Genomic DNA, 12,803 nt, shown 5'->3' with positions numbered 1-12,803 from the left:
ACCAGCACGTCAAAATCGGCACCAGCCAGTTCATCGAAGCCGGCAACGAAATCCACTACTACGCCGGCAGCAAAGTGGTGATCGATGCCGGCATGGAACTCACCGCCAGCGGCGGCGGCAGCTTCCTCAAACTCGACCCCGGCGGCGTCACCCTGAGCGGCGCGACGATCAAGATCAATTCAGGTGGAGGGCCAGGCACGGGAACCGGGATCGGTATTCTGCCAGCGGTGCTTCCGTGGATCGCGGATCAGGCGCGGGCAGGCAATGTACTGCAAGCCAAAAAGCCCCAGCAGCACTTCGACGAACAACTGCGTTTCGTCACCCGCACCGGCTTGCCCGTCAAGGGAGTCAAGGCGGCGATTGTTCTGCCCAGCGAAACCTCCCCACGGCTTTACAAAAGCGATGTCGATGGTCGCTACCCACGCCTGCAAACCGAAGTGGCAGAAACCGCAAAAGTCCACCTGTTGTGGGATGAACTGGTCGTACCCATGGGTGCGGACGATTACGAAACGAGCCGAAATAAATGAGCACAGCCCCGATCACCACGTTCGCCACCAACGCCGTGACACGCTCCGTGTGTGAGGAGCCGCTTGCCTGCGACAAGCTGTGGGCCATGGGTCAGGAAGCCGCGATTAGCCGCCTGAGTGTGGAAACACGCAGCTTCTTTTCCACCACGGCCAAACAGGAGCTAGTCGCGGACTTCAGTGCCCGTGCAGCGCGCATTGCCGCCACCTACGCGCGCTTCTATCTGGAACAGGAAGAAGACGGCAAACCGCACCTCAAGGGGCGGTTCTACTGGATGGGTCTGGCCGCCTTTGCCAGCAAGCAGGTCAAGTGCGGGCTCGACTTCATCCCCAGCGAGCCCTACCTCACGCTCGCCACCCCTCCCATCGCTCAGCCGCCACTGCGGATCGGCAAAAACGCACTGGGCAAGGGCAACTTCTGGCTGTTCCAAGACATCTTCGTGTGGCACTGGTTCTACAGCAAATACCCAGAGCAATTTGAAGAGTGTGCGCCCGAGCGGAATGCAAGGGACTGTGTGCCGCAAGTTCAACTCAATATCGATAGTTTGCCGTGGGCGGCGGAAGCATTGGCCACTATCAACAACTTACAGGTTACCGCTGAAATTAAAAAAGCATTTAAATTGATACAGACGTTAGAAGGCATGCCTGACGGCCCCTCTAAAAGAACTGTTCAACTTGAATCGCTTATGGACATTGCCGATCATGAACAACGAAAAATACTGCAGCCATTAATCTATGAAGATTATGCATTCAAATTGGTACTGAATGCACAGGCGCTAGCTGAGGGGCTACCTTTCGTACCGCTCAGAGTAGCAGCGCTTAGCACTGCATGCGATATTGAAAACCCAAAGCTCAGAGTGCAAATGACCGAAGGTAATTTGTATGATGTAGATGACCGCATGACATTTATTACCAAGATTGCCATGCAATATCACAAAATGATGGGCGAGCAAAAAGAATATATGGAAGGCGCCATTTCAACTATTACATCTTGGAGAAATTCAGCATGAAGCCCTATTGGATTCTACTGATTTTTTTCCTTAATGGCTGCAACGACACAAGTAATAGCAAAGGTGCGAACATGACGAATGAACATCCTATTGTTGAAGTAGCACTGCATGAGTCAATTACAGAGCTTCTCGCATCCAGCCCTGTTGAATTCATATCTAGCTGCTTAAAAGAAGTCGGTATGTGCTGGTATGAAATTGAACGCCGAGCCGCCGAGCCAAATCTTCCAACAATTCTGATGAAACATGGCAATACGCCTCTAACCCTGGAGCAAGTAACGAATATTACAATCGTAGTCAATGACGAAAGAGGTGACGAGGTTCATAATTTAACCCTGATCCTACGCAGCATTCCTAGCAACAGCCTGCATGAAGAGTATCGTGATTTCATATATTCGTTGATAGAGAAGATAGAGCTAGCTGGCTGGGAATATTACTACTTTCCCTCCGACCCAAGAATCCCAGGCACGGAAGCCAATAAAATAGCATCGGCGGACGATGTATTGGGCAGCTACGTAATGAGCCATCCATGGCTCGAGCCCAGCCATAAAATTGACCTAGAGCGCTGGCTTAAATTCGGCTCTTTCTATAATTGGTATTTCTATAACGATGGTGCCTATTTGCACCTCAAGGCTTGGCGCCGGGATTCAGATGACGCGCCCAAAGAAAGAGCTACCTACCTCATTACATTGGAATTTTTAACCGAGACCGAATATTGGCTTTCAGGCTTCACTGAAAAAGAAGATAGGACCCGCTGGAAAGAACTCCTGCCTGAGCGTCTCGAAGGCTATAAGCAGCAGCGCAAAGAGCTAGAGGCTAAAGCCCGTGCAGCAGGAATAGCAATTGACGAGAACTATCAAGATCCGTCCATTAAGGCCCTGACAAAATGATGGATAGGGAACCATGAAACATGGCTTTGGCAAAAATTGAAACTTGGCAGAATGGCGCATGAAGCCCTATTGGCTCTTGTTGGTTTTTCTCCTCAATGCCTGCAAAGACGACAACAAAAAAGAGAACAGCACGATGGCTGAAACAATCTCCGTCGAACTGAGGTTCAACGAAACCTTCAAAGGCTTTCTTGCCCGATCGCCGTTACAGTTCGAGCAAGACTGCCTTAAAGAGGCCGATTTTTGCTCATACGAATTTGGCCGTTCGATGAACGAGCCTAATTTGCCAAGTATTTTCATTGAGCAGAGCGGTCAGCGACTGACACTCAAAAATGTCGTAGCCATAACTACCTCTAGCAACATGCAGGCAAGCAGTGAGATTGATAATTTTCAGCTGACTGTTCGCGGCCTCCCGGATGACAGCAGCCATGAAGAAAACAAAGCATTTATCTACGCAATAATTGAAACAATTAAGAGTAATGGCTGGAGTCGCCTGATTTCTCCCACGTCTCCCAGAGTTTCCGGTTCCCAAGCTGAAAAAATCCATTCTGCTGACACTGTGCATGGCGTTTATATATCCAGCCATCCTTGGTTCGACCCGGACTATACACTCGACATGGAGCGCTGGATGAAATGGGGAAGTTTCTATTCGTGGGATTTTTATAATAACGGCCTTTATATGACATTGAATGCGTGGCGACAAAAATCCCAAACTGAACCGCAAAACAAAGGGACTTATCTTATTACGCTTGAGCTCCAGACCGATGCTAAATATTGGAAAAAATCATTTGAAACGGAAGAGCAGCAAAGGGACTGGATATCATTGATCCCGGAGCTAAAGAATAAATATATAACTATTCGCAGCCGCGACGAGAAAACACTTCGCGCGGCCGGAATAGCGATTGACGAAGACTACCAAGACCCGCCCATAAAAGCGCTGGAAAAACAATAAGTGCGAAACATAAAAGCGCACTCAGCTTATTCGCACAAAGCATATGACACGGTTCTGAATACGTTAGGCAATACAAGGATGCAATTATGAATATCCACTACTGGCCAATTGTCCTACTCGCTCTATGCCTCTCCGCCTGCAGCGGTAACTACAAGTTCAGCGACAACGAATACCGCCCCTTGGGCGAACCGCAAGCAGTGCAACGCGGCAACTGACCGCAAGGAGTTAAACACCATGGAACTGGTCTTCGATGTGGTCAGTGCACAGCAGTTCGTGCCAGGTCTATTGACCACCAAAACCTTCAAGCAGGCCGGCGGCATCATTGGCCGTGCGGAGGACTGCGACTGGGTGATTCCGGATCGCAAGCGCGTGCTGTCCAGCCGGCATGCCGAGGTCAGCTACCGTGACGGGGCGTTCTACCTGACCGACACCAGCAGCAACGGCGTGCAGCTCAAAGACAGCGGTGCCAGCCTGCGCAAGGGCGAGGCGCAGCGCATTGGGCATGGCAGCGTGTATTGCCTGGGCGATTTCGAGATTCGCGCGCGGCTGATCCGCGACCCGGCGTTGTTCGAAGGCGATATCGGCCGTGCGCAGCCGGCCGGCAGCATTATCCCGGACGATGCCTTTCTCGACCTCGACCCGCTGACCGCGCTCGATCAACAGGAGCGCGTGTATGCGGAAGTCGACGACCTGACGGCGATCCTGCGCCCGCATAACGTGCAGGCGCAGCAACGTGATTACGCACAGATCGACGAAGAAAACCTGCTGCTGCCGCAATTGGTTGCGCCAACGCCCGAACCGCCGCGCCAACGCGCGCCAGAGCCGGTGCGCTTGCCGCCTACCTTCTGGGAAAAATTCGGCGAGGCTCTTGGGGTCACACTCGACGATCTGGATGACGACGCCCGCGAAGCCCTGGCCCTGCACGCCGCCAAGCTGCTCAAACAGAGCGTCGGCAGCCTGCAACAGAGCCTGCGTACCCGTAGCGAGCTGAAAAACGAACTGCGCTTGGCGCTGACCACGGTGCAGAGCGCCGGCAACAACCCGCTCAAGCACACCGCCGACAGCAGCGAAGCGCTCAACGCCTTGCTGCGCGGCGGTAAGAAAGCCGGCCAACTCAGCGCCGAGCAGGCCATTCGCCACGGCTTTCGCGACTTGCAGGCGCATCAGGTGGCGCTGCTCGCCGCCAGCCGTGCGGCGGTCAAGGGCATGTTCGAGCAGCTGTCGCCGGAGCAACTGAGCCTGCGCTTCGAGCGCGAAGGCCGCAAGCCGCTGCTCGCCACCGCCGGCAGCCGCTGGCGCGCCTATCGCCGCCTGCACAGCGCGCTGGAGCAGAACGACGACTGGAGCGACCGCCTGTTCGCCCGCGATTTTGCCACTACCTATGAAGAACAGGTTCGCCTGATCGCCACCCTCAATACCGACGCTCAAGGATGATGTCCATGCTCCGTTTTTTCCCCCTGGCGCTGCTCGCCGCGCTGCTGACCCTCGGCGGCTGCTCGTCGTTGTCGCCCTACTCGAAGATGACCAAGCTCGACCTTAGCCTGACCGGCAGTGAGCAACTCAACCCAGACCTCAACGGGCGGCCCTCGCCGATCGTGCTGCGGCTGATCGAACTGAAGCACCCGGTGGCCTTCGAGAGCGCCGATTTCTTCTCGCTCTATCAGCGCCCGAAAGAAGCCCTGGCGCCAGACCTGGTGACCCTCGAAGAGCTTGAGTTAAGGCCCGGCGAAACCCGCGAGTTGAAGCTCTCGGTGCAGGAAGGCAGTCGCTATGTCGGGGTGCTCGCGGCCTACCGCGATCTGCCGGAAGCCAGCTGGCGCGTGGTGATTCCGCTGCAAGCCCAGGCGCGCAATCAGGTCGTACTGAACCTGGATGCCCAGGGCATCAAGACCGTCGACGACACGACCCAGGGCGAGGAATAAGCCATGACCCAACATAAAGTGGTCTGGCAGGAAGGCATGCTGCTGCGCCCGCAGCACTTTCAGCAAAGCGACCGTTACTACGATTACCAATTCAAAACCCGCACGCAAAAGCTGGGCAGCTATGCCTGGGGCTTTTTCGAGCTGGAGATCGACCGCCAGTTCCTCAACATGGGCAAACTGGTGGTGAGCAAGGCCAGCGGCATCCTGCCCGATGGCAGCCTGTTCGATATCGGCGCTGAGCGCGAACCGCTGGCCCTCGACGTGCCACCGAATACCGGCAACACCCCGGTGTACCTGGCGCTGCCGCTGGTCACCGGTAACCACATCGAAAGCCGCCGCCCGGATCAGCAGGATGTGCTGGCGCGCTTCACCGCTTTCGACGAAGAAGTCGCCGACTCCAACGCCGGCGACAGCGCGGCTAGTCAGGTCAGCTGCGGCCGCCCGGATTTCCGCCTGCTGCTCGGTGAGCAACAGAGCGACCAGGCTTACGTCAAACTGCAACTGTGCGACGTGCTCGACACCACCCCGGACGGGGTGATCAGCATCGACCCCGAGTTCATCCCGACCTATGTCAACTTCCAGGCTTCCGGCTACCTGCTCAGCTGCCTCAAGGAAGTGATCAGCATGCTCGCCCACCGTGGCGACATTCTTGCCGAACGTATTCGCGCCACCGGCAAGGTCGGCGGTGCCGAAGTCGGCGATTTTATGATGCTGCAACTGATCAACCGCTTCGAGCCGGTGCTGCGCCATTACCTGGGCATCGAACAGGTGCACCCGGAGCAGATCTACCGCGAGTTGCTCGGCCTGCTCGGTGAGCTGGCGACCTTCTCCAGCGAGATCAAACGCCCGCGCCTGGAAGGCCGTTATCTGCACAGCGATCAGGGCGTGAGCTTCCGCAAGCTGATGGATGCGATCCGCCAGGTGCTGTCGATGGTGCTGGAACAGCACGCCATCGAAATGCTGCTGCAGCAGCGTCAGTACGGCATTCAGGTGTCGCCGCTGCACGACCACAAGCTGCTCGCCACCTCCACCTTCGTCCTCGCCGCCAGCGCCCAGTGCGACTCGGAAGAGCTGCGCCAGCGCCTGCCGGCACACCTCAAGGTCGGCCCGGTGGAGCAGATTCGCCAGCTGGTCAACCTGCACCTGCCGGGCATCAAGGTCAAACCGATGCCCGTAGCACCACGGCAGATCCCCTTCCACTCGGGCAAGACCTACTTCGCCCTGGAACTGGGCTCCGAGGAACTGGCGCAGCTGGAACGCTCCGGCGGCTTCGCTTTCCACGTGTCCGGCGAGTTCTCCGGGCTTGAGATGAAATTCTGGGCGATCAGGAACTGATTATGACGACCAAGGAAATGGAATACGGCCAGGACGACAAAACCGTCATCCTCAACCGCAAAGGTGATGCCCCCGCGCACAGCCCGCTGACTGACTTCGCCGCGCCGCCAAAATTCGAGCAGCTGGAAGAGCGGATGATTTATGCCGCACGCCTGCGCCCGGCCGAGAGCTTCAATATCAGCCTCAACCCGCTGGTCGCAGCCGCCGCCACTTTGCTCTCGGAAGTGGTGCGGCTCAAGCACAGCTTCGACAGCGAAGACATGCACGCGCTGAACCAGCGCCTGGCCAGCGCGATCAAGCTGTTCGAACACCGCGCCCTGCATGAAGGCGCGGAAAGCAGCCAGGTAATGGCGGCCCGCTACGTGCTCTGCACCGTGGTCGACGAGGCCGTGGTGACCACGCCCTGGGGCAACGAGAGCGAGTGGTCGCAGATGAGCCTGCTGTCCTCGTTCCACAACGAGACCTTCGGCGGCGAGAAGTTCTTCCAGCTGCTCGAGCGCCTGTCGCGCAACCCGGTCAAGCACCTGCCGATGCTCGAGCTGATGTACCTGTGCCTGTCGCTCGGTTTCGAGGGCAAGTACCGCGTGCTGCCGCGCGGCATGCTCGAACTGGAAGCGGTACGCGACAGCCTCTATCGGCAGATCCGCCAGATGCGTGGTGACGTGCCGCGCGAGGTTTCGCCGCACTGGCAGGGTCTGAAAGACACCCGCCGGCGCCTGGTGCGCATCGTGCCGTGGTGGCTGGTGGCGCTGTTCACCCTGGTGTGCCTGGTGGTGATGTATGGCGGTTTCGCCTGGGTATTGGGCGAGCAGCGCGAAACTATTTTGCAGCCGTACGAGCAACTCGACCCGTCTGCGGGTGTAAGCATGGATGATCTGAAATGAAGAGTTTTTTCGGCAAGTTAGCCGCATTTTTCCGCAAGACCTGGGTATGGAGCCTGTGTCTGGTATTAGTTCTAGCGCTGCTGGTGTGGTTTGTCGGCCCGCTGCTCGCGGTCAACGATTACAAATTCTGGGAATCGGCCACCAGCCGCCTGCTGAGCATCAGCGGGTTGTTCCTGATCTGGGGCCTGGCCATGGTGTTCGCCAGCTGGAAGGCCACCGCCCGCAAGAAGGCCGAGGAAGACGACGCCGATGCCCAGGAGCGCCTGCGCCGCGAAGGCCTGATCAACGAGGAGCAGCTCGAGCTGCGCAATCGTTTCAAGCAGGCCCTGCACACCCTCAAACGCTCCAGCCTGTACCGCGGCCGTAGCGAAAAATGGCGCAACGAGCTGCCCTGGTACCTGCTGCTCGGCCCACAGAGCAGTGGCAAGACCAGCCTGCTGGACTTCTCCGGCCTGGACTTCCCGCTCAATCGCGGTGACCAGCAACGTCTGACCAAGGACGTTTCCGGCACCCGTTATGCCGACTGGTATTTCGCCGACCACGCCGTGCTGATCGACACCGCCGGGCGCTACCTGACTCAGCCCGACCCGGCCATCGACAGCCGTGCCTGGGACACCCTGCTGGGCCTGCTGCGCAAACGCCGCGCGCGTCCACTGAATGGCGTGCTGGTCAACATTCCGGTGGAGCAGCTGCAAGGCGGCAGCGAAATCGAATTGGAAAACCTCGCCCGCCAGACCCGTCAGCGTCTGCAGGATATTCACCAGCGCCTGGGTGCCGATGTCCCGGTGTACCTGGTGCTGAGCAAGGCCGACAAGGTGCTGGGCTTCGATGAGTTCTTCGACCAGCTGTCACGCGAAGAAAGCGATCAGGTACTCGGCGCGAGCTTCCGCAAAGAGCAGAACGCCACCGACGTACAGGTGATCCGCCAGGAGTTCGAAGAACTGCTGCGCCGCCTCAATAGTCAGGTGATCCTGCGCATGCACCAGGAGCGCGACACCCAGCGCCGCGGGCGTATCCTCGACTTCCCGCACCAGCTCGGGCAAATCGGCGAACGCCTGTGCCTGTTCGTCGAGCTGGCCTTTACCGGTAACCGCTACCAGCGCGCCAGCCAGTTGCGCGGCTTCTACCTGACCAGCGCACCGCAACTGAACGAGCAACTCGACCCAACCACCGCTGGCATTGGCCGCAATCTCGGCCTGGCCAGCAGCGCCCTACCGACTTTCCGCAGCGGCCGCGCGCGCTTTATCAACCAACTGCTCAGCCGGGTGATCTTCCCCGAAGCCGACCTCGCCGGCCTCGACCAGAAGGAAGTCCGCCGTATCGACTGGGGCCAGCGCGCCATGTACGCCTGTGCTTTCGCCTGCCTGGCCCTGTTCGGCGTGCTCTGGGCCAACGGTTTCTCGGCCAACCACGGCCGCCTGGAACAGCTGCGCGAGATCGCCCAGCAACTGACTCGCCAGCACGGCGGGATCGGCGCCCAGGACGACGCGCTGCAAACGCTCAAGGCGTTGGACAGCAGCTATGCGGCGACCCAGGTGTTCCCGCGCAAAGGCGAGGTGAGCTACCTGCAACGCGGTGGCTTGTACCAGGGCGAACAGGTCGACCCAACGCTGCAGCGCGCCTACCGCGGTGAACTGGAAAACCTGCTGCTGCCGCGCGTCGGCCGCCAGCTGGAAGCGCAGGTGCGCGCCAACTTGGGTGACCGCGAGCGCCTGCTCAATAGCCTGCGCGCCTACCTCATGCTCAACCTGGAAGAGCGCCGCGACAAGGCCTTCCTCGAAGAATGGCTGGCCGCCGACTGGTCGCTGCGCTACGCCGGCAATAGCGCCGCGCAGCGCGGCCTCAACGGTCACTTCGAGCGCCTGCTGGCTGAACCGTTTACGCCCTATTCGTTAAATGCGCCGCTGGTGGCCCAGGCGCGCCAGGTGCTGCGCAGCGAATCGCTGGCCAACGTGGTCTACCGCATGTTGCGCGAACAAGCGCGCAGCCTGCCGGACTACCGCCTGAGCCAGAAACTTGGCCCGCAAGCCGGGCTGTTCGCCGGCAGCGACTACAGCATTCCCGGCTTCTACACCCAGGCTGGCTACCGCAAGCTGTTCGTCGCCCAGGGCGCCGACCTGGTGCGCGGCATCCTGCGCGACAACTGGGTGCTCGGCGAAGGCGACACTTTGAGCAGCAACGACCTCAGCCGCCTGCTGGTGGAAATGGAGCAGCTGTACTTCCGCGACTACGCCAACTACTGGGGCGAAGCCCTGGCGCAGCTGACGCTGGAGCCGGTCGGCAGCGCCAACCAGGGCGCCCTGCAACTGGCCGGGCTAACCGCCGCCAACTCGCCGCTGCTGCAACTGCTGGTGGAAGTGCGCGACAACACCCGCTTCAAAGGTATGGCCGAAGCCGCCGATGATGCCGGTGCTGCCGCCGAAGCGCTGGAAGGTGCCAAGGGCAAGCTGGGCAAAGTCGCCAAGCTCGCCGGCGCTGCCGCCGAACAGGCGCAAGCGGCACTGGTGAAAAATCTGCCGGATACCGCGCGTAAAACCCTGGAGCGCCGCTTCGAACCGCTGCACCGTTTGCTTGATGAAAACGGCGGTGCCGGCCCGGAACTGGCCACTACCCTGCAGGCGCTGGATGCTCTGCAACTGCAACTGGCCAGCCTGGCGCACGCCAGTGCTCCGGAGCAGGCCGCGTTCGAACTGGCCAAGGCGCGTATGGGCGGCCAGCGTGATGCGATCAACCAAGTGCGCAGCAGTGCCGCGCGCCTGCCGCAACCGGTCGGCAACTGGCTCGGCCTGCTCGCCGAAGACAGCTGGATGCTGGTGCTCAACGACGCCTATCACTACCTCAATCAGCGTTATAAGAGCGAGCTGTACGCCGCTTACGACGGCTCGTTGAAGCAGCGTTATCCGTTCAGCGCGCACAGTGAAAGCGACGTGGCGATTGCCGATTTCCGCGAGTTCTTCAAGAGCCAGGGTATCGCCCAACGCTTCTTCGACAGTTACCTCAAGCCGTTCGTCAGCGGCACCGCCGACCAGTATCAGCTGCGCCGTGTGGATGGCCGTGGCCTGCCGTTGTCGCGCGAGTTCCTGTTGCAGATGAGCCACGCACAAACCATCCGCCGCAGCTTCTTCGCCGAGAACCCCAACGAACCCAAGGTGCTGTTCAAGCTGGAGCCTTACTCGCTGGACTCCAGCCTGGGCCGCGCGGATTTCCGCTTCGGCAGCCAGCAGATGGAATACCGCCACGGCCCCATCGTGCAGACCGCCTTCAGCTGGCCAGCCGAGGCCGACGAAGGGCGCACCAGCCTGGTGGTCGAAGAACTCAGCGGGCGCCGCGTCGGTATCGAGAAGAACACCGGCCCCTGGTCGCTGTTCCGCCTGCTCGACTTGATGAACGTCGACTACCACAGCGGCCGCGACGTGCTGATGCTCAAAGCCGATCTCGGCGGCCTGCACGCCAACTACCTGCTGCACAGCCAGCGCTCGCCGAACCCGTTCGACATCGGCCTGCTGCGCAGCTTCAAACTGCCGGCGACGCTCTGATGCAGGCGGTTGCCAGCCACTGGCGCAGCGCGGCGCGCACCGACACCGGCAAGGTGCGCGCGCGCAACGAGGACGCCTTTCTGGCCCTGCCTGAGCAGGGCCTGTGGGTGGTCGCCGATGGCATGGGCGGCCACCAGAACGGCGCCCTGGCCAGCCGCCTGATCGTCGAGCAGCTGGCCGAACCGAGCACCGGTGACTTGCAGCAGCGCCTGGTCGAGTTGCGCAAGCGCCTGCACGGGCTCAATCGCCGCCTCGGCCAGGAGCTGACCGTCACCGCCGCCCAGCCAGACCCGGTAATCGGCAGCACCGTAGTGGCCCTGCTGATCGACGGCGACCACGCCGCCTGCGTTTGGGCCGGCGACAGCCGCTGCTACCTGTGGCGCGGCAGCCGGCTGTACCAGCTCAGCCGCGATCATTCGCTGTTGCAGCAGCTGATCGACGAACAGCAACTCAGCCCCAGCGAAGCCGCTCGGCATCCGGCGGCGCATGCCCTGACCCGCGCCATCGGCGCCAGCGACGAGCTGAAACTGGAAATTCTCGAACTGGACATACTGCCGGGCGACGCTTTTCTGCTGTGCAGCGATGGCCTCTATCAAGGCCTGTCGGCCGATGAACTGGGCGCAGCACTCAACCTGCCCTCACCGCAGCTGACGCTGAATAGGTTATTCCAGCAGGCCCTCGCCGGCCCGGCGCGGGACAACCTGAGCGCGGTGGTGGTGCGCCGATGAGGACGCGAGGATGAGCGAAAATCTACTCGACGAAGCCAGCGACCTGACCTACTTCGCCCTGGCCGCGACTGCCGCCAAACCGGCGGACCAAGCGCCGCGCGTGGTACTCAGCGAACTGCCGGAAGTGCTCGGCGGCCGCTACAAAATCGAGCGCCTGCTCGGGGTCGGCGGCATGGGTGCGGTGTATCGCGCCCGCGACCTACTGCGCGAACAGTTCGGTGACCCCGAGCCTTACGTGGCGCTGAAAACCCTTAGCGATGACTTCGCCGAATACCCCGACGCCAACTCGCTGCTGTACAGCGAATTCGCCCTCACCGCGCGGCTCAACCACCCGCATGTGGTGCGCCTGTTCGGCTTCGAGGTGGATGTGCCGAGCCAGCGTGCCTTTCTCACCCTGGAGCTGCTCAAGGGTCTGACCCTCGATCAGTTGCTTAGCGAGCGCCCCGACGGCGTGCCCTGGTCCGAGTTGCAGGGCATCGCCATCGCCCTGCTCGACGCCCTGAGCTATTCGCACAGCCTCGGCGTGCTGCATGGCGATCTCAAGCCGAGCAATGTGATGCTCGCCGAAGACGGCCTGCGGTTGTTCGATTATGGTCTCGGCCAACCGGTGGAAGGCCTGCTACCTGGCCTGCCGCGCCTGTGCCGTAACCGCTTTACCGCCTGGACGCCGCGCTACGCCGCATTGGAATTACTCGACGGCGCACCGCTGAGCGCTGCCGCCGATGTCTATGCCGTGGCCTGCGTGCTGTATGAACTGGCCAGCGGTCGTCATCCGTTTCGCCGCCTCAGCGCTAAACAGGCAAAAAGTATGGAGCTGGATAAACAACTGCAACGGCCCGCACACCTGCCGGCTCATTGTTGGCCCGCCCTGCGCACGGCCCTGGCCTTCGACGAGGCGCAGCGCAGCATCGACTGTGCGCAGTTGCTCGAAGTGCTTCGCCAGCCCATGCCCAGCGGCTGGCGGCGTTGGTTGCGGCGCAGCAATTTGTAGGTTGGCGCTGAGCTCCGCGCCGTACCTACTCGCGATA

11 protein-coding genes and 1 pseudogene are annotated in these 12,803 nt (G+C 60.3%); all 12 read left to right on the top strand.

Going from position 1 to position 12,803, the window contains the following annotated elements; genetic code table 11:
* Positions 1–527 (top strand): annotated as a pseudogene (locus B3M58_RS08770) (type VI secretion system tip protein VgrG); the annotation flags it as partial.
* Positions 524–1,534: a DUF2515 family protein gene (locus B3M58_RS08765; protein WP_296218386.1), complete on the top strand. Its 1,011-nt coding sequence runs from the start codon at positions 524–526 to the stop codon at positions 1,532–1,534. The pseudogene B3M58_RS08770 and the gene B3M58_RS08765, both read left to right, overlap by 4 nt.
* A 71-nt stretch (positions 1,535–1,605) precedes the next feature.
* Complete coding sequence (locus B3M58_RS08760; protein WP_296218385.1) at positions 1,606–2,421, top strand: hypothetical protein; 816 nt, start codon at positions 1,606–1,608, stop codon at positions 2,419–2,421.
* Positions 2,422–2,479: 58 nt separating this feature from the next.
* Positions 2,480–3,370 carry a hypothetical protein gene (locus B3M58_RS08755; RefSeq protein WP_296218384.1) on the top strand — a complete coding sequence of 297 codons (891 nt, stop codon included), beginning with the start codon at positions 2,480–2,482 and terminating at the stop codon, positions 3,368–3,370.
* 86 nt (positions 3,371–3,456) lie between these two features.
* The gene (locus tag B3M58_RS08750) at positions 3,457–3,585 is read left to right on the top strand and encodes a type VI secretion protein (RefSeq protein WP_296218383.1); all 129 of its coding nucleotides are present in this window, start codon (positions 3,457–3,459) and stop codon (positions 3,583–3,585) included.
* 19 nt (positions 3,586–3,604) lie between these two features.
* Complete coding sequence (gene tagH / locus B3M58_RS08745) at positions 3,605–4,804, top strand: type VI secretion system-associated FHA domain protein TagH (protein ID WP_296218382.1); 1,200 nt, start codon at positions 3,605–3,607, stop codon at positions 4,802–4,804.
* A 5-nt stretch (positions 4,805–4,809) separates the two neighbouring features.
* Positions 4,810–5,292: a type VI secretion system lipoprotein TssJ gene (tssJ, locus tag B3M58_RS08740; protein ID WP_296218381.1), complete on the top strand. Its 483-nt coding sequence runs from the start codon at positions 4,810–4,812 to the stop codon at positions 5,290–5,292.
* A 3-nt stretch (positions 5,293–5,295) separates the two neighbouring features.
* The gene (gene tssK / locus B3M58_RS08735; RefSeq protein WP_296218378.1) at positions 5,296–6,627 is read left to right on the top strand and encodes a type VI secretion system baseplate subunit TssK; all 1,332 of its coding nucleotides are present in this window, start codon (positions 5,296–5,298) and stop codon (positions 6,625–6,627) included.
* A gap of 2 nt (positions 6,628–6,629) precedes the next feature.
* Positions 6,630–7,511 carry a type IVB secretion system protein IcmH/DotU gene (gene icmH, locus B3M58_RS08730; RefSeq protein ID WP_296218377.1) on the top strand — a complete coding sequence of 294 codons (882 nt, stop codon included), beginning with the start codon at positions 6,630–6,632 and terminating at the stop codon, positions 7,509–7,511.
* Positions 7,508–11,047 carry a type VI secretion system membrane subunit TssM gene (gene tssM, locus B3M58_RS08725; RefSeq protein ID WP_296218375.1) on the top strand — a complete coding sequence of 1,180 codons (3,540 nt, stop codon included), beginning with the start codon at positions 7,508–7,510 and terminating at the stop codon, positions 11,045–11,047. The genes icmH and tssM overlap by 4 nt, the downstream gene beginning before the upstream one ends.
* On the top strand, positions 11,047–11,775 hold the full coding sequence (locus B3M58_RS08720; RefSeq protein ID WP_296218374.1) for a PP2C family protein-serine/threonine phosphatase: 729 nt from the start codon (positions 11,047–11,049) through the stop codon (positions 11,773–11,775). Before tssM ends, B3M58_RS08720 begins: the two co-directional genes overlap by 1 nt.
* A 10-nt stretch (positions 11,776–11,785) precedes the next feature.
* Positions 11,786–12,766 (top strand): serine/threonine-protein kinase, encoded by a 981-nt coding sequence (locus B3M58_RS08715; RefSeq protein WP_296218373.1) that lies wholly within the window; start codon positions 11,786–11,788, stop codon positions 12,764–12,766.
* Positions 12,767–12,803 lie beyond the last annotated feature (37 nt).

It is taken from the genome of Pseudomonas sp. UBA2684 (assembly GCA_002354655.1).
Taxonomy (GTDB): Bacteria; Pseudomonadota; Gammaproteobacteria; order Pseudomonadales; family Pseudomonadaceae; genus Aquipseudomonas.
This window is presented reverse-complemented; position numbering and strand designations above follow the sequence as displayed.